General features: G+C 43.3%; 20 protein-coding genes and 1 pseudogene. 18 read left to right on the top strand and 3 right to left on the bottom strand.

The features are described from left to right. Window positions 1-84: 84 nt before the first annotated feature. Both EXU30_RS10325 and EXU30_RS10320 read left to right on the top strand, forming a co-directional pair. Complete coding sequence (locus EXU30_RS10325) at window positions 85-996, top strand: LysR family transcriptional regulator (RefSeq protein WP_130599779.1); 912 nt, start codon at window positions 85-87, stop codon at window positions 994-996. 27 nt (window positions 997-1,023) lie between these two features. Next, a complete protein-coding gene (locus tag EXU30_RS10320; RefSeq protein WP_130599777.1) occupies window positions 1,024-1,647 on the top strand; it encodes a 3'-5' exonuclease in 624 nt (207 codons plus the stop codon). A gap of 19 nt (window positions 1,648-1,666) precedes the next feature. Here EXU30_RS10320 and EXU30_RS10315 read toward each other — a convergent pair whose 3' ends face one another. After that, window positions 1,667-2,533: a LysR substrate-binding domain-containing protein gene (locus tag EXU30_RS10315; protein WP_130599775.1), complete on the bottom strand. Its 867-nt coding sequence runs from the start codon at window positions 2,531-2,533 to the stop codon at window positions 1,667-1,669. 133 nt (window positions 2,534-2,666) lie between these two features. On the opposite strand from EXU30_RS10315, the gene EXU30_RS10310 reads away from it, so the two are divergent. Both EXU30_RS10310 and fghA read left to right on the top strand, forming a co-directional pair. After that, window positions 2,667-3,797: an S-(hydroxymethyl)glutathione dehydrogenase/class III alcohol dehydrogenase gene (locus tag EXU30_RS10310; protein WP_130599773.1), complete on the top strand. Its 1,131-nt coding sequence runs from the start codon at window positions 2,667-2,669 to the stop codon at window positions 3,795-3,797. Between the two features lie 89 nt (window positions 3,798-3,886). Next, complete coding sequence (gene fghA / locus EXU30_RS10305) at window positions 3,887-4,741, top strand: S-formylglutathione hydrolase (RefSeq protein ID WP_130599771.1); 855 nt, start codon at window positions 3,887-3,889, stop codon at window positions 4,739-4,741. Window positions 4,742-4,881: 140 nt separating this feature from the next. Here the strand turns inward: fghA and EXU30_RS10300 are convergent. Both EXU30_RS10300 and EXU30_RS10295 read right to left on the bottom strand, forming a co-directional pair. Next, a pseudogene (locus EXU30_RS10300) lies at window positions 4,882-6,002 on the bottom strand (hypothetical protein). A 161-nt stretch (window positions 6,003-6,163) separates the two neighbouring features. After that, window positions 6,164-7,045 carry a LysR family transcriptional regulator gene (locus tag EXU30_RS10295; RefSeq protein ID WP_130599769.1) on the bottom strand — a complete coding sequence of 294 codons (882 nt, stop codon included), beginning with the start codon at window positions 7,043-7,045 and terminating at the stop codon, window positions 6,164-6,166. Between the two features lie 165 nt (window positions 7,046-7,210). Between EXU30_RS10295 and EXU30_RS10290 the strand changes: the two genes are divergently transcribed. The 14 genes from EXU30_RS10290 (at window position 7,211) to atpD (ending at window position 20,419) form a co-directional block, all read left to right on the top strand. Further along, window positions 7,211-8,221, top strand: a complete 1,011-nt coding sequence (locus EXU30_RS10290; RefSeq protein ID WP_130599767.1) for a linear amide C-N hydrolase — start codon at window positions 7,211-7,213, stop codon at window positions 8,219-8,221. Window positions 8,222-8,438: 217 nt separating this feature from the next. Then, window positions 8,439-8,885, top strand: a complete 447-nt coding sequence (gene mioC / locus EXU30_RS10285) for an FMN-binding protein MioC (RefSeq protein ID WP_130599765.1) — start codon at window positions 8,439-8,441, stop codon at window positions 8,883-8,885. Window positions 8,886-9,358: 473 nt separating this feature from the next. Further along, window positions 9,359-11,248 carry a tRNA uridine-5-carboxymethylaminomethyl(34) synthesis enzyme MnmG gene (mnmG, locus tag EXU30_RS10280; protein WP_130599763.1) on the top strand — a complete coding sequence of 630 codons (1,890 nt, stop codon included), beginning with the start codon at window positions 9,359-9,361 and terminating at the stop codon, window positions 11,246-11,248. 152 nt (window positions 11,249-11,400) lie between these two features. Beyond that, complete coding sequence (gene rsmG, locus EXU30_RS10275; RefSeq protein ID WP_130599761.1) at window positions 11,401-12,018, top strand: 16S rRNA (guanine(527)-N(7))-methyltransferase RsmG; 618 nt, start codon at window positions 11,401-11,403, stop codon at window positions 12,016-12,018. Window positions 12,019-12,061: 43 nt separating this feature from the next. Then, entirely contained in the window at window positions 12,062-12,853 is a 792-nt protein-coding gene (locus EXU30_RS10270) for a ParA family protein (protein WP_130599759.1), read from the top strand. 9 nt (window positions 12,854-12,862) lie between these two features. Continuing rightward, entirely contained in the window at window positions 12,863-13,750 is an 888-nt protein-coding gene (locus EXU30_RS10265) for a ParB/RepB/Spo0J family partition protein (protein WP_130599757.1), read from the top strand. 225 nt (window positions 13,751-13,975) lie between these two features. Beyond that, complete coding sequence (locus tag EXU30_RS10260; protein ID WP_130599755.1) at window positions 13,976-14,359, top strand: ATP synthase subunit I; 384 nt, start codon at window positions 13,976-13,978, stop codon at window positions 14,357-14,359. Window positions 14,360-14,371: 12 nt separating this feature from the next. Next, window positions 14,372-15,193: a F0F1 ATP synthase subunit A gene (atpB, locus tag EXU30_RS10255; RefSeq protein WP_130603411.1), complete on the top strand. Its 822-nt coding sequence runs from the start codon at window positions 14,372-14,374 to the stop codon at window positions 15,191-15,193. Window positions 15,194-15,223: 30 nt separating this feature from the next. Continuing rightward, the gene (atpE, locus tag EXU30_RS10250) at window positions 15,224-15,481 is read left to right on the top strand and encodes a F0F1 ATP synthase subunit C (RefSeq protein ID WP_130599753.1); all 258 of its coding nucleotides are present in this window, start codon (window positions 15,224-15,226) and stop codon (window positions 15,479-15,481) included. A gap of 27 nt (window positions 15,482-15,508) precedes the next feature. Next, complete coding sequence (gene atpF / locus EXU30_RS10245) at window positions 15,509-15,979, top strand: F0F1 ATP synthase subunit B (RefSeq protein ID WP_130599751.1); 471 nt, start codon at window positions 15,509-15,511, stop codon at window positions 15,977-15,979. Window positions 15,980-15,994: 15 nt separating this feature from the next. Next, window positions 15,995-16,528 (top strand): F0F1 ATP synthase subunit delta, encoded by a 534-nt coding sequence (gene atpH / locus EXU30_RS10240; RefSeq protein ID WP_130599749.1) that lies wholly within the window; start codon window positions 15,995-15,997, stop codon window positions 16,526-16,528. A gap of 14 nt (window positions 16,529-16,542) precedes the next feature. After that, window positions 16,543-18,084, top strand: a complete 1,542-nt coding sequence (gene atpA / locus EXU30_RS10235) for a F0F1 ATP synthase subunit alpha (RefSeq protein WP_130599747.1) — start codon at window positions 16,543-16,545, stop codon at window positions 18,082-18,084. Window positions 18,085-18,135: 51 nt separating this feature from the next. Continuing rightward, complete coding sequence (gene atpG / locus EXU30_RS10230) at window positions 18,136-18,996, top strand: F0F1 ATP synthase subunit gamma (RefSeq protein WP_130599745.1); 861 nt, start codon at window positions 18,136-18,138, stop codon at window positions 18,994-18,996. A gap of 34 nt (window positions 18,997-19,030) precedes the next feature. Then, window positions 19,031-20,419, top strand: coding sequence for a F0F1 ATP synthase subunit beta (gene atpD, locus EXU30_RS10225; protein ID WP_130599743.1), 1,389 nt, complete (start codon window positions 19,031-19,033; stop codon window positions 20,417-20,419). The last annotated feature ends 16 nt before the right edge of the window (window positions 20,420-20,435 follow it).

The following is a 20,435-nucleotide window of genomic DNA, read 5'->3' as shown; positions in this document are numbered from 1 at the left end:
TAGTGTAGACCGAATAATTAATAATTTTTAGACAGATATTAACTAAATGATTATTATGATTTAGCTAATAATAGTGAGGTAACTATGCTTTCAGGAACCACCTACAGCCAACTTAATATCTTTAATGCCATTGCCACTGAAGGCAGTATTACTAAGGCTGCTAAGAAGTTAGAGATAGCGCCGCCATCTGTCAGTAATGCCTTAAAGGCGCTAGAGCAACAATTAGGCTTACCCTTGTTTGTTAGAACTACGCGCCGCATAGAGCTAACAGAGGCAGGTAAACGCCTGCATCAAAGCACTTTTGCGACTATGCATGAACTCGCCGTGGCAGTCGAAAGTGTCAGTGACCTCAGCAAAGCACCTTCAGGTAAGCTGCGTATTACCACACCGCGCTTTGTCTACCAACACTGGTTAAAACCAATCTATCATGAGTTTTGCCAGCGTTATGGGGACATTGAACTCGAAATTTCAGTTTCAGATGCCACTATCAATATCCTTGAAGAGGGTTTTGATCTAGGCCTGCGATTTGGTGATAAAGTTGAGCCAGGCATGATAGCAAGGCCACTGACTGCACCAATGCGCGAAGCGCTGTTTGTGTCGCCTGAGTATCAAAAGCAAAACGGTATTCCACAGTCATTTGAAGACTTGCGGCAACACAAACAAATCCGCTACCGCTTTATCAGCTCCAATCAACTTGCGCCGTTGCAGCTAGATAATCATGGACAAACAATCACGGTCGAATTTCCCAACTCCATGGTAGTTAACGACACAGACTTAATGATAGATGCATCATTAAATGGTTTAGGAATTGGCCGCATCGTTGAGCCCATTGTTGCAGATCAACTTGCTAACGGCTCACTTATACCAGTATTAGAACCATACTGGCCGACCTATTCAGGAATTTACGTTTACTTCCATCAAAATACCCAAAAAGCCAAGCGCGTTCGGGTACTGATTGATTTCCTGCTGGAGAAGTTCAGCCAAACCGCCAAATAAGCTACATAACCAAACACAAGGTAACCCATGACTGCAGCAAACAATGTTGTCGTACTCGACTTTGAAACCACAGGTTTATCACCAGATAAAGGCGACCGCGCTATTGAAATCGGTGCAGTTAAACTGATTAACGGTGAAATAGCCGACTCATTTCAAGCATTAATGAATCCAGGGCGACGCATTAATAGTTTTATTGAAAATTACACCGGGATCAGCAATCAAATGCTAAGCACGGCGCCAAGTTGCGAGACTGTAATGAGCGAGTTTGCCGAGTTTATGGGTGACTTTAATCTTGTGGCCCACAACGCTAGCTTTGATATTAAGTTTCTCGATGCTGAATTTGCCAGAATTGGTCATAGCTATTCTGGGCAATGTGCTTGTTCTTTACTGCTTTCAAGGCGAATTCATCAAGATGCGCCTAATCATAAGCTAGGTACACTGGTGGACTATCACCAATTACCCACAGATGGCGTTTATCACCGCGCGTTAGCTGATGCCACCATGACAGCGCACCTATGGCAACATCAATTGGCTAGCATTGCTAAACAACAATCATCAGTAACTAAACCGCTGAACTTTGAACAAGTGATAAAAATAACCCAAACACCCAAAGCGCAAGTGCCAAGATTGCTGAGCAAGATGTTTACCTAGATAGTCAGCAGCCACTGCACTATAGCGCTTCGGTTAAATGCTCCATCAATAAACGCACCTTGGTCGATAGATGCCGGTTTTGTGGATAGAGCGCCCAAATCCCTTCTTGCTCTGGCTGAAATTCATCGAGTATCGATACTAACTTCCCTTGTTTAAGTGCCTGACTCACATAATAGTCAGGCAGCTGAACCAAACCAATCCCCTTCAATGCAGCATCAAACAAACTAAAACCACTGTTACAGCGTAGGTTGCCCGCAACTTTTATAGAGTAAGTCTGAGTTTTGTCAGTAAAAGACCAATGCGAATGGGTACCGACTAAGCAATTGTGATCAGCTAGCTGCGCTAGCGATGTTGGCAGGCCAAATTCAGCAATATAACTAGGTGCAGCACAAACATACTGGGTTCGGCTGGCTAAGCGTTTTGCCATCATAGATGAATCAACTAAATGCCCTAACCTAATCGCTAAATCGTAACCACCGGCGACTAAATCAAGTTGTCTGTTAGTTAGCTCACAAACCACTTCTACTTGCGGATATTGCTGCATAAAATCAATAATAGCTGGCATCACAAAACGCTCGCCATAAGTCACTGGCGCGGTAATCCTAATCAGCCCTCGTGGCTCTTGCTGCAAACTTGATATGGCTCTTTCAGCCTCGGCTAAACCATCAAGTACCTGCTCACAATGACGAAAATAGATTGCGCCCTCTTCAGTTAACGACACCTTGCGCGTGGTGCGATAAAACAGTTTGGTTTGCAAGCGGTTCTCTAATTGGCTCACCTGACGACTAACTTGAGCAGTAGAGATACCTAAGCGTTTACTTGCTGCGGTAAAGCTCGCTGTTTTGGCAACTGCAACAAACTCCATTACACCTTCCCATGGACTCATTATTACTCTCTCGTAAAAGTGATTTGCAATTAAGGCCGATTATCAATCATAAAATAACAATTACAATAATTTTATCTTCTACACTCTGTAGAGCCTTAGTTAGTACCAACATAATCCTTAGGAATACCTGAATATGTCTGCACAATTTATCAAATCAAAAGCCGCCGTAGCCTGGGCAGCGGGACAACCACTCAAAGTTGAAGAAGTTGACGTCATGCTGCCAAAAGCAGGCGAAGTCCTTGTCAAAGTAATTGCTTCAGGCGTATGTCATACCGATGCATTTACCTTATCAGGCGATGATCCTGAAGGTGTGTTTCCAGCAATCCTTGGTCACGAAGGTGGCGGTATTGTTGAGATGGTTGGCGAAGGCGTTACCAGTGTAAAAGTTAGCGATCATGTTATTCCGTTATACACAGCTGAGTGTGGTGAGTGTAAGTTCTGTAAGTCTGGCAAAACCAATTTATGTAGTGCGGTGCGTGAAACCCAAGGTAAAGGGTTAATGCCAGATGGCACCACTCGCTTCTACAAAGACGGTGAACCTATTTTTCATTATATGGGTTGCTCTACCTTCTCTGAATACACTGTACTACCAGAGATTTCACTGGCAAAAGTTAACAAAGCAGCCCCTTTGGAAGAAGTCTGCTTACTTGGTTGTGGCGTAACAACTGGCATGGGCGCAGTGCTCAATACCGCTAAAGTAGAGCAAGGTGATACTGTTGCTATCTTTGGATTGGGCGGTATTGGTTTATCAGCGATTATCGGTGCCACAATGGCGGGCGCGTCACGCATTATTGGTATCGACTTGAATGAGTCTAAATTCGAATTGGCTAAGCAACTAGGCGCAACCGACTGCATTAACCCAAACGACTTTGATAAGCCTATACAAGAAGTCATTGTAGAAATGACAGATGGCGGCGTAGATTACTCATTCGAGTGTATAGGTAACGTTAACGTTATGCGTAGCGCACTAGAATGTTGTCATAAAGGTTGGGGCGAGTCAGTGATTATTGGTGTTGCTGGTGCAGGGCAAGAGATTTCAACCCGTCCATTCCAACTGGTTACAGGCCGAGTATGGAAAGGCAGCGCATTTGGCGGCGTGAAAGGTCGTAGTGAGCTACCAGGCATTGTTGAGCAATACTTAAATGGTGAATTCGAACTTAATCAGTTCATTACTCACACTATGGGGCTTGATGAAATTAATGAAGCATTCGAGCTAATGCATAAAGGTGAAAGTATTCGCAGTGTCATCCACTTCGATAAGTAGCCTAGATAGATAACATAGATAAGCCTTGGTTCGCTGCAGTGTATAACTCAGCGAACTATTCTGGTTACAGCCATGATAAGGGACAGAAAATGAGTTTAACCCAAGTAAGCGCAGCGAAAGTATTCGGCGGCTGGCACAAACAGTTTAGCCATGCATCATCAAGCAATCATTGCGATATGCGCTTTGCTATATACTTGCCACCACAAGCTGAAAAGCAAAATGTACCTGTGGTTTATTGGCTGTCTGGCTTAACCTGCACCGATGAAAACTTTATGCAAAAAGCGGGTGCATTGCGGGTTGCAGCCGAGTTAGGTTTAGCAATTGTGGCGCCAGATACGAGTCCGCGCGGTGATGATGTGGCAGATGCTCCTGATGGCGCATATGACTTTGGTTTAGGCGCAGGTTTTTACGTCAACGCAACGCAAACCCCATTTGCTCAGCACTATCAAATGTACGACTACGTCGTTAATGAGCTACCTAAGCTCATTGAGCAACATTTTCCGGTGACAACTCAACGTGCAATTAGCGGCCATTCTATGGGTGGTCACGGCGCATTAATGATAGCCCTTAAAAACCCGCAGCGTTATGCCAGCGTGTCAGCATTTAGTCCTATTAGCCAGCCAATGAATTGCCCTTGGGGACAAAAGGCATTTGCAGGCTACCTAGGCAATGATCAACAGCAGTGGCGGCAATACGACAGCAGTGAATTAATGAAAGCAAGCCCTGTGCGGGATCATATTCCCGCATTAGTCGACCAAGGTGAGCAAGATAATTTTTTAGTCGAACAGCTAAAACCTGAAGCGTTAGTTGATGCAGCAAAGCTGGTGGATTATCCATTAACCCTGCGTATGCAACCTGGCTATGATCATAGCTATTACTTCATCGCGAGTTTTATTGAGGAGCATCTGCAGTTTCATGCAAGGTGCATTATCGACAATAGCTAGATAGAACCTAATACCAATTAGCATAATACTGGTATATAAACTAAATAAGGCTCCTAAACAGGGGCCTTATTCATCTAAACATTTGGATTGGCAAGCTTAACTTAAAAGCTGAAATAAAAAGCAAAAATTAGAAGCCAAAATTAAAAGTAATAGCCAAAATTGATGTTGACTCTTTTATCCCAGCTAGTGCTATTTTCAGGCAATCCAACATGGCCATTATCTCTTGTTGATGCGTACATATTCTTGCCAAGAATAAAGTCCACCATAGTATATGTCGGCCCAGCTGTAACTGCTGCTCCTGTGACATTTTGGTAGCTATTGTCATAGCTATCATCTGCTACGTCAGGGGTTATTAGGCCAAAATCATTGTAAAATTTAATATTACCCCAATCAAAATTAACCGTGCGGGCGAGGTTGATACTATAAGCCTGCGCTTTTGAGGCTATTTCGTATTGCCACTGATAAGCTGCAACAGCAATTTTGTTATCATCAACGGCATCTGCCGCATCATAGTGGTATTGCATAACTTGTAATTGCAAAGCCCAATCTTGATAACTTGCATCCATATGCACAGCTGCAGCATAGCGGCTCCCAGTATTACCAGTAAGGCTATTGTAAATCTGCCCTACTTCTAATGAGCCACCAAGAAGTGCTTTACCTGCTTCATAGGTCAGTTCATACGTTTGGCGTAGGTTAACTTGATTGGTTTCTTCATTATGGTATTCAATATCCCCCACAATACCTGAGTATAAATCAGGCGAATAACGCTCATTGCTAGTGGCACTGGCTTCACCATTTTTGAAAAAGGCAATTTGAGTACCCCAAGCACCATTGTTATAAACGCCTTTTATACCTAGATCATAGTCATCTTCAAAACCCAAGTAGTAAGGCACGCCAAACCAAAAGCTATTAGAGATGAACCCTGGATTACCAAAAGGTGTTTGCGTCACCCCAAGTTGTAATTGCCAATTTGAGTTAACATCAACAAAGCCATAGCCATAACGCAGAGTTTGCCAACCATCATAAAAACGATATTCAGACGCCAGCCCCAGTTATCTAGCTTGCCGTCAAATTTAACTGCTGCCATATCAAAGGTAAAATCACCAAACTTATCTCTCGAGGCCTTGTCATAATCAATATAAGCATAATTAACCCGCAGCGTACCTGAAACATCGATACCATTTTGCTGTTCATTTGCAGCAACACTCGTTGCAAAAGCACTGCACATAACAATCGCTATTGGCGACAACTTTATAGACATAATTAACTCGGTAAGATTTGCTTTTTCAGCAATAAAAAGGAATGCGCTGCTCATGCAACGCGAATTTGATCTAGATCATAGAGGGATTGTTGACTAAGTAGAGTAGTTTTGTACTAAAAGGCGATCTTGATCGGGATAATTTAAAAAATAATTTACAAATGCTACCTATCACTCAAGGTCAAAGCCAACTCAATAAAACGCTGCATAGCTGGGTTAAGCTGCTTATCAGAAGCATAAATAAGCTCACTATACCAACTCACAGACTTACCTCCCGACACCACGAACTCGGTAACATCACCTTGTTCCAGATAGGTTTCTACTTGAAATCTCGGCACAATCGCCCAACCCATTCCTAAGCTCACCATCTCAATTAAGTCGGCTAAATTAGCCACGCTGTGATAGTGATAACTCAGAATATGTCCATGCAAGTTGCTGTTTTGCGTCACGTAACGATAAACCAATTGTGGGCACGACTTTAGCTGTTCCTGCACTTTAACTTCATCACAACCAACCCAACTTGGCGCACCAATAAAAATCAGCTCAAAGTTAAATAATGGCTGACTAATGATCCCTTCAAATGGCTTAAATAAAGTGGTTATTACCCCCAGATCAACTTGATTGCTGGTAACAAGTTCGATTATTTGCTCTGGCTCGCCGCTATGAACCTCGATAGCTAAATGCGGATATTGTTGCGTAACTTGCTTAATACATCGCAATAATTGGCGATCGTGGATGGTGCTATCTAGTGCAATGCGCAGCTCACTGGGCAACTTTGCGTGCATGGTATCGATTTTGGACTCAAGCACGCCTGCTTCAATCAGTACAGGCCGTGCAAACTGATAAAATTCAAGGCCTGCTTGAGTTGGTGCAAGTTTACGAACGTGGCGCTCAAATAGCTGAATATCAATATCGACCTCTAGTGTTGCGACTTGCTGACTAATCGTCGTGGCGTGTTTGCCTAGTAATAATGCCGCTTGCTTAAAACTGCCCTGCTCCACAGTCGTGACAAAAGCGGTGAGTTGATCGAGCGAGAACTTCATCATGAATACCCTTAACTTTTAACTATCAGTATTTAGCCTTCAGCTATTAACTTCTGCCATTGGTATTTATAGCAGGATAAAACCCTTTTTATACGAGTTATTGAAATGAAATTTATATTCCATAATCCCTCTCGACAGCAAAATTAGCAACTCAAAATCGAGGTTATTATGAACAACTCAATCATTAGCAAAAAATCACTCGCGATTGCAGCATTAGCCGCGACAAGTATGTTTGCAATAAGCGACATCGCTCAAGCTTGCTCAAACTTTAACTTTAACGCTAACGGCAATACTTTTGTTGGCAGAACCATGGAATGGCCTGGCGAGTTAAATGCACAAGTTGCATTGGTGCCGCAACAGCACCAATTTAGTTATGGCACAAGTAAGTATGGTTTTGTCGGTATTATGCATCAGGACGAACTGTTTTCATCAGGTTTAAATGAACATGGACTCAACGGTGAGGCACTGGTGTTAGGTGAAAGCCAGTTTGCACCAGAAGGACAAGAGCAGCTTAAATCGGGCGATCTTGTAGGCTTTGTATTATCCAATGCTAAAAATGTTGATGAAGCAGAAGCACTGCTAAAGCAACATAAAGTCAGCATTGCTGCGTACGACGTAGTTGATGGCTTACACCTAGCAACCCATTTTGCTTTTAATGACGGTAAACGTGCGATCGTTGTTGAGTACCAAGACGGCTCTGGCTACCCTACCATCTTTGAAAATAAACTTGGAGTGATGACAAACGATCCAAGCTATCAAACCCAGCAAAGTCTCGCGGCAATGCTAGTTGATGGCGGTAAGACTCAGTTCTCAGAAGAAACATTTGCAGCGTTTGATATGTCACCTATTGGTCGATTCCAAAAGCTAACCGCTTTACATCAAACCCAAGATTTGCAACTTGTTAAGTCTGACTTTGACGCAGTAAACCGCGCTTGGAATATGATTAACTCAGTCGACATTCCACAAGGGGCACTGTACTGGCGCTTTGCATCAGATCTACCTCAGTTCACTTCATTTGCAAACGTGGTAGACATCAACAACAAAGATTACTATTTCAGAACTTATGACAATATGGATGTTCGCAAGATTGATCTTAACAGCATCAACTTCAAGCAAGCTAAGTTCATCAGTAAATCTATTTTTAAAACAGGCGATTACCAAGAATATTCATTCAAGTAATATAAGCCATTGCAGGCTGTTATTGTCCTAAACAGCCTGCAACTCCCGCCCGCTCACTAATACCTACAGACTAGCAGCTAACTATCTCTAAATAGTGTTCCAACACTGGGAAAAGCAATAAACTAGTGCCACTATCAATCTCACGAGTTTAATCCCAGTAGCCCACAGTTTGGGCAATAGTTACCTTGAAAGCTTAAGTAAATAGTAGGAACATCGAATGAGCAAAATCGCATTACTAGTAGGAACAACACTCGGCGGCACTGAGTATGTTGCAGATGATATGGCAGAGCAGCTTGCTCAGCTTGGCCATCAAGCTGACGTTTTTACCGATCCACAATTAGACACAGTCAGCACATATCCACTATGGATTTTGGTTTGCTCAACTCATGGCGCAGGCGAATTACCAGATAATATCCAACCATTTCATAAACAGATCATGCTATTTCAACCCGATCTTAGTGCAGTAAAATTCGCCGTTTGTGCCATTGGCGACTCAAGCTACGACACTTTTTGTGCAGGCCCCAAAAAGCTCGCAGAATTATTTACACAGGCTGGATCTAGCGAGTTTGTGGATAAGATCCAAATTGACGTCCAACAATCCCCAGTACCTGAAGAAGCTGCACTAGCCTGGCTTTCTCAATGGCAACAAACCATTCCACAATAAGCAATTCTGAGAAAAGAAGATCCTTTTATTGGATAATAGGATCTTCTATCCACATTTTCATATCTTTTATCCACAAATTATGTTCTAAAATGATAAATATGTGGATAAACTATTATTTTCACCGATCATAACTTTGTACTGTTCACACTCGGATCTACCATTGGATCCACCTTGTGGATAAAGTAGCGATCTATCCCCAAGTTATATTGAGTTTGATCGTCATTAGATCACAAGATCAAAATCTCGTAAGTCATTATAAATACAAAACTTTAAGCGTTACCCACAGAAAAACACGATCTTAATAGTAAGAAATAATAAAGATCTTTTTAAAAAGATCTTAAGATCTATTAGTCCTTGCCTCACTGATCCCCTATGAAAAAATGATCTTCCACCTTGTGGACAGTCAATGATAAAATGATCTGCTCAAATTGAATCTCGGATCAAAATTTCATTTATTTATTGAAGGTCAGGTAATGCATTTTCATGAACGGTTTGATGTCATAGTTGTCGGTGGTGGTCATGCCGGAACGGAAGCCGCACTCGCAGCAGCAAGAATGGGATCAAAAACCTTATTGCTCACACACAACATCGATACTTTAGGACAAATGTCTTGTAACCCAGCCATTGGTGGCATAGGTAAAGGACATCTTGTAAAAGAAATTGATGCACTTGGCGGAGCAATGGCAATTGCAACTGACTTTGCAGGTATTCAATTTAGAACGCTTAATTCAAGCAAAGGCCCGGCAGTACGTGCAACTCGTGCTCAGGCTGACCGAGCCTTATACCGCCAAAAAATTCAGCAGATTTTACAAAGCCAAGCTAACTTACGCATATTTCAACAGGGTGTAGATGATCTTGTTGTAGAAAATAACCGTGTAGTGGGTGTTGTCACTCAAATGGGATTAGCATTTGAAGCACCAAGTGTGGTGTTAACTGCCGGTACTTTCCTTGGTGGCCAAATTCATATTGGTTTAGAAAACTACAGTGGTGGTAGAGCAGGTGATCCGCCATCAATTGCGCTAGCTCAACGTCTGCGTGACTTGCCTATTCGTGTTGGTCGTTTAAAAACTGGCACACCACCACGACTTGATGCCAATACTCTAGACTTTTCTAAAATGACTGAGCAAAAAGGTGATGACCCATTACCTGTAATGTCATTTATCGGCGATGTCGAGCAGCATCCAGAACAGATATCTTGTCATATCACTCATACCAATGAGCAAACTCACGACATTATTCGTGGTGGACTTGATCGCAGCCCTATGTATTCAGGGGTGATTGAAGGTGTTGGCCCGCGCTACTGCCCGTCAATTGAAGATAAGATCATGCGTTTTGCTGACAAAAACTCGCACCAGATCTTTATTGAGCCAGAAGGCTTAACCACCAATGAAATCTACCCAAATGGTATTTCAACCAGCTTACCATTTGATGTGCAATTGAATTTAGTTCGTTCGATCAAGGGCTTAGAAAACGCCGAGATCATTCGTCCTGGCTATGCCATTGAGTATGATTATTTTGATCCACGTGATTTGAAAAACTCACTCGAGACCAAAGTGATTGAAGGTCTATTCTTTGCAGGGCAAATCAATGGCACAACCGGTTATGAAGAAGCGGGTGCGCAAGGTTTGCTTGCAGGTATGAACGCGTCATTGAAAGTGCAGGGCAAAGACACATGGTGTCCACGCCGTGATGAAGCTTATCTTGGTGTACTGGTTGATGATTTATCAACATTAGGCACAAAAGAGCCTTATCGTATGTTCACTAGCCGCGCAGAATATCGCTTATTATTGCGTGAAGACAATGCTGATTTACGTTTGACTGAAAAAGGCCGTGAGCTTGGCTTAGTTGATGATGAGCGTTGGGCAAAATACAGCGAAAAGAAAGAGGCTATTGAGCAAGAATTACAACGCCTTCGCAGTCAGTGGGTGCATCCAAATTCACCGCTGATCGATGTGTTAAACCCTGAACTTAACACGCCGATTTCACGTGAAGCGTCATTTGAAGAATTGTTGCGTCGCCCAGAAATGGACTACGACAAGCTAATGTCACTTGATGGCTTTGGCCCTGGACTTGAAGACGCCCGCGCTGCTGAGCAGGTGCAAATTCAGGTGAAATACTCGGGTTATATTCAACGTCAGCAAGATGAGATCGATAAAGCTATTCGTCATGAAAGCTCATTATTGCCGTTAGATCTGGATTATCAAGAAGTGCCGGGGTTATCCAATGAGGTGATCGCTAAGCTTAATAACCATAAGCCAGAAACGGTTGGTCAGGCATCGCGTATTTCGGGGATCACCCCTGCTGCAATTTCGATTTTGCTTGTACATCTTAAAAAGCGTGGTTTGCTCAGAAAAACGGCTTAAATCACGCATTTTTACCAACTAAAATCGTAAAGGAAGTTGAAAGACTTCCTTTCGTTCATTTACCGCATCATAATACTGATAATTTCATTGCTGCTAAGCGCTGTCACTGTGCCCACAGCATCAAGAACCATTAATCCAATATCGAGGCTTTCGTGTTATTAGAGCAACTGCGTGGCTATTTGTCCGAAATGAATATTTCTGCCACTGAGCAGCAACAATCACAATTGGTTGGTTTTGTCGAAATGCTAAATAAGTGGAACAAAGCTTATAACTTAACATCTGTGCGTGACCCAAAGCAGATGTTGGTCCGTCACGTGATGGACAGTTTAGCGGTTTCACCTTACCTTGACGGTAAGCACTTTATCGATGTTGGCACAGGGCCAGGATTGCCAGGTATTCCGCTAGCGATTTTGAATCCAGACAAAGAGTTTGTGTTGCTCGATAGCTTGGGCAAGCGTATTCGCTTTCAAAAGCAAGTGAAGTTTGAACTGAAAATTGACAATATCAGCTCAGTAGAATCTCGAGTCGAAGCTTATCAGCCTGAGCAAAAGTTTGATGGAGTGCTTAGCCGCGCCTTTGCTTCAGTTGAAGATATGCTAACTTGGTGTCATCACTTACCCGCACAAGATGGTTGCTTTTATGCGCTAAAAGGGCAATTGTCTGAACAGGAGATGCAAAATATTCCTGCTGGTTTTACTGTGGCTGAAACCATTGTGCTTAAAGTGCCAACTTTGGACGAACAGCGCCACTTACTGAAAATTACCCAGTAAGAAATTATTACCGGACATCAATAATTTATAACAGGACGACATTGTGGGAAAAATTATTGCCGTAGCCAACCAAAAAGGTGGCGTAGGAAAAACAACGACTTGTGTAAACTTGGCTGCGTCGCTTGCAGCAACTAAGCGCAAGGTGTTGTTGATTGATCTTGATCCGCAAGGTAATGCCACAATGGGCAGCGGCGTCGACAAATACGATGTTGAAAATACAGCTTATGAATTACTGGTCGATGAAAAACCATTTGCAGAAGTGGTGATCAAAGATACGGTCGGTAAATACGATCTGATTGCGGGTAACGGTGATGTTACCGCGGCAGAGATCAAGTTAATGGAGTTTTTTGCCCGCGAAATTCGCCTGCGTAATGCTCTGGAAAGCGTCAAAGATGAATATGACTTTATCTTTATTGACTGCCCACCATCGTTGAATATGCTAACGGTTAATGCCATGAGCGCGGCTGACTCAGTATTAGTGCCAATGCAATGTGAGTACTACGCCCTTGAAGGCTTAACTGCACTTATTGATACCATCAGCAAATTAAGCGCCATGGTTAATAAAGACTTAACCATAGAAGGTATTTTACGTACCATGTACGACCCGCGAAATCGTCTATCTAATGATGTGTCAGATCAATTAAAACAACATTTTGGTGAGAAGGTTTATCGCACTGTTATTCCAAGAAATATTCGTCTAGCTGAAGCGCCAAGTTTTGGTGCTCCTGCCATGTATTACGATAAGAGCAGTGCTGGTGCTAAGGCTTATTTAGCCTTAGCAGGAGAAATTATTCGCCGTGCTGAGCAGCAAGATGCTCAAGCAAAAGAAGCCTAGGAACAGAGAATGAATTCAAAAAAACGTGGTTTGGGTAAAGGCTTGGATGCCTTACTGAGTAACAGCAATGCAGCGACTAAAAAAGCCGATGTAGCCATAGAGGCTGCTAGTGCTAACCTAGAAGGTCACGACCTTGTTGAACTTGCCATTGATTTACTGCAACCAGGCAAATACCAACCGCGTAAAGATATGTCTCCAGAAGCACTTGAAGAGCTTGCCGAGTCTATTCGCTCACAAGGCATAATTCAGCCAATTGTGGTGCGTAAAGTATCTGATACCCAATATGAAATTATTGCAGGTGAGCGTCGCTGGCGCGCATCGCAACTAGCTGGACTAGAGGCTGTCCCTTGTATCGTTAAGCAAGTGGCTGACGAAGCCGCTGTCGCAATTGCGTTAATTGAAAATATCCAACGTGAAGACTTAAATGCAATGGAAGAAGCCATTGCATTAGCACGTTTGAAAGACGAATTTGAGCTTACACATCAACAAGTTGCACAAGCGGTTGGTAAGTCGCGGGTAACCGTCTCAAATCTGCTGCGCCTTAATAGCCTTAACGAGCCTGTTAAGCGTTTACTTGAACATGGTGATATAGAAATGGGCCACGCTCGTGCGTTGCTTGCCATTGAAGGTGATATGCAAACTGAGCTGGCTAGATTGGTTGCATCAAAAGAAATGACTGTTCGAGAAACTGAACGACTAGTCAATAAAGCATTAAATCCTGCTAAAACTCCCGAAAAAGCCGTCAAAGATCACGATGTTGTCCGCTTAGAACAGCAGTTAATTGAAAAGTTAGGTGCGAAAGTGGCAATAAATCATGGCAGTAAAGGTAAAGGTAAAATCGTAATTAATTACCAGAATCTTGCTGAATTAGACGGTATTCTTAGCAAAATCCACTAAATATCCCCGCTAAAAATTGCTATACGGTAAGTTTGTGACGAGGTAGAGATTTCAGTTTTTATTAATTTAGACTTAAATCACCTTGAAAATCGCTGTTTTGACATGAACTAAGTTGCAAACAAACCCGAGAAGGTATACTTTGCAGGCTTTTTGGATGTTAGCTCTCAGCGAACAAAATTCACTGTGTAGCAAGCTCACATAAAAGCATGAATGCGGAGAATTAAATTGAGTAATGTTTTAGCGCAGCGTGGTCGGCTTTCAGCCTATAAGCTGGTTGGATTGCAGGCAGTAGCAGCGATAGTAACTTCAATTTTATTTTTCGTAATGTGGGGAGCATTGTTTGGTCTATCAGCACTGGCTGGTGGACTTATTGCAGTACTCCCTAATTTTGTATTCGCAACCCTAGCATTTTCCCACGCGGGAGCAAGTGCATCAAGAAAGGTCGTACTATCGTTCTTTTTTGGGGAAGCGGTAAAGTTGCTGTTAACTATCGCATTATTTGCGCTAGCGTTCGGAGTGTTTAACGCAGAGTTTCTGCCGTTATTTTTCACTTACGCTTTGAGCTTGGTAGTGCCTTGGACAGCCCCTTTATACGTCAAGCAAAATTAAGTGAGATTAATCATGGCGACAACTGGTGAAGCATTAACTGCTACCGGATACATCCAGCATCACTTGACCAATGCTAAAATGTGCTTCGACGAAAGCGGAGTTGCTTTTAACTATGCATGTCAAGATGCTGGTTTTTGGACTTGGCACGTTGACTCACTTTTGTTTTCAGTTGGCTTAGGTATGCTATTTTTGTGGTTATTCCGCAAAGCTGGCAAGAAGGCAACAACTGGTGTTCCAGGCAAATTTCAATGTTTCGTTGAAATGTGTGTGGAAGGTGTAGATAGAATCGTTAAAGACTCATTTAGCGGTCGTAACGCACTAATCGCACCACTAGCTCTAACTATTTTCATCTGGGTATTCCTGATGAACTTAATGGATCTAGTCCCAATTGACTTCGTACCTGAAGCTGCAAACAGACTACTTGGTGTTCCTTACCTTAAAATTGTACCAACTACCGACTTAAACGTGACTCTAGGCATGTCTTTGAGCGTGTTTGCGTTGATTATTTTTTACAGTATCAAGGTTAAGGGTGTAGGTGGTTTCACTAAAGAAATGACCTTAAATCCATTCAACCATTGGGCACTTATTCCAGTTAACTTAATTCTGGAAACAGTAACCTTGGTTGCGAAGCCTATCTCTCTAGCGCTTCGTCTGTTTGGTAACCTGTATGCAGGTGAGTTGATCTTTATTCTGATTGCGTTAATGCCTTGGTGGGCACAGTTCGCATTATCAGTGCCTTGGGCGATTTTCCATATTTTGGTAATTGTACTTCAGGCGTTTATCTTCATGATGCTGACAATTGTTTATTTAAGCATGGCACATGAAGAACATTAATTTAATTAAATTAGTTATTTCGGAGATAAAATGGAAACTGTAATTAGCTTTACAGCAATCGCTGTTGCAATCATGATTGGCTTAGCAGCGCTAGGTACTGGTATTGGCTTCGCTATCTTAGGTGGTAAGTTCTTAGAAGCTTCTGCTCGTCAGCCAGAACTTGCTCCAGCTCTACAAACTAAAATGTTCATCGTAGCTGGTCTACTTGATGCGATCTCTATGATTGCAGTTGGTGTTGCATTATTCTTCGTATTCGCGAACCCATTCGTAGCTCAACTAGCTGGTTAATTTAGCACCCTATAAGGAGTTGTCGTTATGAGTATTAACGCTACCCTGCTAGGCCAAGCGATCTCTTTTACACTCTTCGTGTGGTTCTGCATGAAGTTTGTATGGCCGCCGCTGATTAATGCTATCGAAGAGCGCCAAAAGAAAATTGCTGATGGTCTGGCTGATGCCGGCCGTGCTGCAAAAGATCTAGAGTTGGCTCAAGCGAAAGCTACAGAGCAACTTAAAGAAGCTAAAGCAACAGCTAACGAAATTATTGAGCAAGCTAACAAGCGTAAAGCTCAAATCGTTGAAGAAGCAAAAGCAGAAGCAGATGCTGAGCGCGCTAAAATTATCGCTCAGGGTCAAGCAGAAATTGAAAGCGAACGTAATCGCGTGAAAGATGACTTGCGTAAGCAAGTTGCTACTCTAGCCGTAGTTGGCGCAGAGAAGATTCTTGAGCGTTCGATTGATCCAGAAGCGCACAGCGACATTGTTGATAAACTTGTTGCTGAAATTTGATAGGGGATTTGAGTTATGGCTGAATTAAGCACCATCGCTCGCCCTTACGCAAAGGCAGCTTTTGATTTTGCTGTTGAAAATCAAGCAGTGGACAGCTGGACAGAAATGTTAGCTTTTGCTGCATTGGTAAGTGAAAACGAATCAATGCAACCACTGTTAAATGGCACTCTAGCGAGCGCCGAAATCGCATCACTATTTATTAAAGTATGTGGCGAGCAAGTAAACGAGCAAGGGCAGAACCTAATTAAGGTTATGGCTGAGAATAATCGTTTAGCGATACTACCTTCAGTATCAGAATTGTTCGTTGAGTACCGCAATGAGTGGGCGAAAGAAGTTGAAGCACAAGTTACTTCAGCTTCTGAGCTAAGCGATGAGCAAAAACAGCAAATTAGTGTTTCTTTAGAGAAACGTCTCGCACGCAAAGTTAAGCTGAACTGTAGCATTGACGCATCGCTATTAGGCGGTGTGATTATTAAATCAGGCGACCTAGTCATTGATGGCTCGGTAAGCGGTAAATTATCGCGTCTGTCTGAAACGCTACAGTCGTAATTGGGAGTTTGAGCATGCAACTGAATTCCACTGAAATCAGCGATCTGATTAAGCAGCGGATCGAGCAGTTCGACGTCGTTAGTGAAGCTCGCAACGAAGGTACTATCGTTGCAGTAAGTGACGGCATCATTCGCATTAACGGCCTTGCCGATGTAATGCAAGGTGAGATGATCGAATTGCCAGGTGGCCGTTTTGCAATCGCGTTGAACTTAGAACGTGATAGTGTCGGTGCCGTAGTGATGGGCCCTTATGCTGATCTAGCAGAAGGCGCAAAAGTAAAAACCACTGGTCGTATTCTTGAAGTACCAGTAGGTAATGGTCTATTAGGCCGCGTTGTTAACACTCTTGGTGAGCCAATTGACGGTAAAGGACCAATCGATAACGATGGTTTCTCTCCTGTTGAAGTAATTGCTCCAGGTGTTATTGAACGTAAATCTGTATCACAACCAATTCAAACTGGTTATAAAGCCGTTGACGCTATGATCCCAATCGGTCGTGGTCAGCGTGAGCTTATCATTGGTGACCGTCAGACTGGTAAAACAGCGATGGCTATCGATGCAATTATCAACCAGAAAGATTCTGGCATTAAGTGTGTTTACGTAGCAGTTGGTCAAAAAGCATCAACTATTGCAAACGTAGTACGCAAGCTAGAAGAACATGGCGCGCTAGCTAACACTATCGTAGTGGTTGCATCAGCTTCTGAAGCTGCAGCACTACAATACCTAGCACCATACTCTGGTTGTTCTATGGGTGAATACTTCCGTGACCGCGGTGAAGATTCTTTAATCGTATATGATGATCTATCTAAGCAAGCAGTTGCTTACCGTCAGATCTCACTACTATTGAAGCGTCCACCAGGACGTGAAGCATACCCAGGTGACGTATTCTATCTACACTCTCGTCTACTAGAGCGTGCATCACGCGTAAACGAAGAGTATGTAGAGAAGTTCACTAACGGTGAAGTAAAAGGTAAGACTGGTTCTTTAACCGCACTACCTATTATTGAAACCCAAGCTGGTGACGTATCAGCGTTCGTACCTACCAACGTAATTTCGATTACCGACGGTCAGATCTTCCTAGAGACCGACCTATTTAACTCTGGCCTACGTCCAGCTGTTAACCCAGGTATTTCGGTATCTCGTGTAGGTGGTGCAGCGCAGACTAAGATCATCAAGAAACTGTCTGGTGGTATCCGTACCGCACTTGCACAGTATCGTGAGCTTGCAGCGTTCTCACAATTTGCATCTGACTTAGATGATGCAACTCGTGCTCAACTTGAGCATGGTGAGCGAGTAACCGAATTAATGAAGCAAAAGCAATATGCTCCTATGAGCGTAGCTGCACAGGCTGTGTCTATTTTCGCAGCTGAAAAAGGCTACCTAAAAGCTGTTGCTATCAATGAAATCGGTCGCTTTGAAGCCGCTCTGCTTGCATACATGAACAGCGAACATGCTGAGCTTATGAACAACATCAACGCTACTGGCGATTACAACGCTGATATCGAAGGTGAGTTAAAAGCAGGCATGGACAAGTTCATTGAAACCCAAACCTGGTAATAATTATCGGGGTGTCATAAGACACCTTCGGTCCCAGATTGGAGAGTAGAGATGGCCGGCGCAAAAGAGATTAAAACCAAGATCGCGAGTGTGAAAAACACTCAGAAGATCACTTCCGCTATGGAAATGGTAGCTGCGAGTAAAATGCGTAAAGCACAAGACCGCATGGAAGCTAGCCGTCCATATGCAGAAAATATGCGTAAGGTGATCGGTCACGTCGCGCAAGGTACTCTTGAATTTAAACATCCATATTTGGAAGTTCGAGATGCTAAGCGGGTTGGTTACATTGTTGTGGCAACCGACCGTGGCCTTTGTGGTGGTTTGAACATCAACTTGTTTAAGCAAGTTGTTGCAGACATGAAGAAGTGGAAAGACCAAGGTGCTGAAATTGAGTTCTGCCCAATTGGTGCCCGTTCTGTACAGTTCTTCAATAGCTTCGGCGGTGATATCGCTGCCCATGCATCAGGTTTAGGTGACGAGCCTAAGCTAGCTGACCTAATTGGTACAGTTCACGTGATGCTACAAGCTTACAACGAAGGCAAACTGGATCGTCTATTCATCGTATACAACAAGTTTGTAAACACGATGACTCAGACTCCTGTGATCGAACAGCTGCTACCTTTGCCTAAATCGGAAGAAGAAGTAGCTAAGTATCCTTGGGATTACATTTACGAGCCGGATCCAAAAGCAATTTTGGAAACATTATTAACTCGTTATGTTGAGTCTCAAGTTTATCAAGGCGTTGTTGAAAACGTTGCTTCAGAGCAAGCTGCCCGTATGGTAGCGATGAAAGCAGCAACCGATAACGCTGGCGAACTAATCGACGATTTGCAATTAGTCTATAACAAGGCCCGTCAGGCTGCGATTACGCAAGAACTGTCGGAAATTGTATCAGGCGCTGCAGCGGTTTAGGTTAGGTAACGAATTTAAGTTTAGAGGATTAATCATGAGCACAGGTACTGTTGTCCAAGTAATTGGCGCGGTTGTGGACGTAGAGTTTCCACAAGATTCTGTACCTCAGGTATATGACGCTCTGAAGATCACAGGTGAAGGCGCCTGTAATGGCTTGGTGCTGGAAGTTCAGCAGCAGCTAGGTGGTGGTGTAGTTCGTACCATCGCTATGGGTTCTTCTGATGGTCTGCGTCGTGGTCTTGAGGTTGAAAACTCAGGTGCACCTATTTCAGTTCCGGTTGGGGAAAAAACCCTTGGCCGTATCATGAACGTTTTAGGTCAACCTATCGATGAAGCAGGTGAAATTGGTGAAGAAGAGCGTTACGAAATTCACCGTGAAGCTCCTTCATACGAAGATCAATCGAACACAACTGAACTTCTAGAGACTGGTATCAAGGTAATCGACCTTGTATGTCCATTCGCTAAGGGTGGTAAAGTTGGTCTGTTCGGTGGTGCGGGTGTTGGTAAGACAGTTAACATGATGGAACTGATTAACAACATCGCTAAGGCACACTCGGGTCTTTCTGTATTCGCTGGTGTAGGTGAGCGTACTCGTGAGGGTAACGACTTCTACTACGAGATGGAAGATTCAGGCGTACTTGATAAAGTAGCCATGGTATACGGTCAGATGAACGAGCCTCCAGGAAACCGTCTACGCGTAGCGTTGACTGGTCTGACTATGGCTGAGAAGTTCCGTGACGAAGGTCGTGACGTACTATTGTTCGTTGACAACATCTACCGTTACACACTTGCAGGTACTGAGGTATCAGCACTTCTAGGTCGTATGCCTTCTGCGGTAGGTTATCAGCCGACTCTAGCTGAAGAAATGGGTGTTCTACAGGAACGTATTACTTCAACTAAGACTGGTTCGATTACTTCTGTACAAGCTGTATACGTACCTGCGGATGACTTAACGGATCCGTCACCAGCTACAACCTTCGCTCACTTAGACGCGACAGTTGTACTTTCACGTAATATTGCATCGCTAGGTATTTACCCTGCGGTTGACCCACTGGATTCGACTTCTCGTCAGCTAGATCCACAAGTTGTTGGTCAAGAGCACTATGACGTTGCAAGTGGTGTACAAACAGTATTACAGCGCTACAAAGAGCTGAAAGACATTATTGCTATTCTGGGTATGGACGAATTATCTGATGAAGATAAGACAACTGTATTCCGTGCACGTAAGATTGAGAAATACCTATCTCAACCTTTCTTCGTAGCAGAAGTGTTTACAGGTTCTCCAGGTAAGTACGTTTCTCTTAAAGACACTATCCGTGGCTTCAAGGGCATCTTGGAAGGTGAATTCGATCACCTACCAGAGCAAGCGTTCTACATGGTTGGTTCTATCGACGAAGTAGTCGAAAAAGCTAACAAAAAATAAATAACTAGGCCGTAAA

Origin of the sequence: Shewanella maritima (assembly GCF_004295345.1) — a bacterium.
Classification (GTDB): domain Bacteria; phylum Pseudomonadota; class Gammaproteobacteria; order Enterobacterales; family Shewanellaceae; genus Shewanella; species Shewanella maritima.
This window is presented reverse-complemented; position numbering and strand designations above follow the sequence as displayed.

What these genes read in the sequence shown, in the direction of transcription:
- EXU30_RS10325 (WP_130599779.1), top strand. Translation starts at nt 85, where the DNA reads ATGCTTTCAGGAACCACCTACAGCCAACTTAATATCTTTAATGCCATT.
- EXU30_RS10320 (WP_130599777.1), top strand. Translation starts at nt 1,024, where the DNA reads ATGACTGCAGCAAACAATGTTGTCGTACTCGACTTTGAAACCACAGGT.
- EXU30_RS10315 (WP_130599775.1), bottom strand. Translation starts at nt 2,533, where the DNA reads ATGAGTCCATGGGAAGGTGTAATGGAGTTTGTTGCAGTTGCCAAAACA.
- EXU30_RS10310 (WP_130599773.1), top strand. Translation starts at nt 2,667, where the DNA reads ATGTCTGCACAATTTATCAAATCAAAAGCCGCCGTAGCCTGGGCAGCG.
- fghA (WP_130599771.1), top strand. Translation starts at nt 3,887, where the DNA reads ATGAGTTTAACCCAAGTAAGCGCAGCGAAAGTATTCGGCGGCTGGCAC.
- EXU30_RS10295 (WP_130599769.1), bottom strand. Translation starts at nt 7,045, where the DNA reads ATGATGAAGTTCTCGCTCGATCAACTCACCGCTTTTGTCACGACTGTG.
- EXU30_RS10290 (WP_130599767.1), top strand. Translation starts at nt 7,211, where the DNA reads ATGAACAACTCAATCATTAGCAAAAAATCACTCGCGATTGCAGCATTA.
- mioC (WP_130599765.1), top strand. Translation starts at nt 8,439, where the DNA reads ATGAGCAAAATCGCATTACTAGTAGGAACAACACTCGGCGGCACTGAG.
- mnmG (WP_130599763.1), top strand. Translation starts at nt 9,359, where the DNA reads ATGCATTTTCATGAACGGTTTGATGTCATAGTTGTCGGTGGTGGTCAT.
- EXU30_RS10265 (WP_130599757.1), top strand. Translation starts at nt 12,863, where the DNA reads ATGAATTCAAAAAAACGTGGTTTGGGTAAAGGCTTGGATGCCTTACTG.
- atpB (WP_130603411.1), top strand. Translation starts at nt 14,372, where the DNA reads ATGGCGACAACTGGTGAAGCATTAACTGCTACCGGATACATCCAGCAT.
- atpE (WP_130599753.1), top strand. Translation starts at nt 15,224, where the DNA reads ATGGAAACTGTAATTAGCTTTACAGCAATCGCTGTTGCAATCATGATT.
- atpF (WP_130599751.1), top strand. Translation starts at nt 15,509, where the DNA reads ATGAGTATTAACGCTACCCTGCTAGGCCAAGCGATCTCTTTTACACTC.
- atpH (WP_130599749.1), top strand. Translation starts at nt 15,995, where the DNA reads ATGGCTGAATTAAGCACCATCGCTCGCCCTTACGCAAAGGCAGCTTTT.
- atpA (WP_130599747.1), top strand. Translation starts at nt 16,543, where the DNA reads ATGCAACTGAATTCCACTGAAATCAGCGATCTGATTAAGCAGCGGATC.
- atpG (WP_130599745.1), top strand. Translation starts at nt 18,136, where the DNA reads ATGGCCGGCGCAAAAGAGATTAAAACCAAGATCGCGAGTGTGAAAAAC.
- atpD (WP_130599743.1), top strand. Translation starts at nt 19,031, where the DNA reads ATGAGCACAGGTACTGTTGTCCAAGTAATTGGCGCGGTTGTGGACGTA.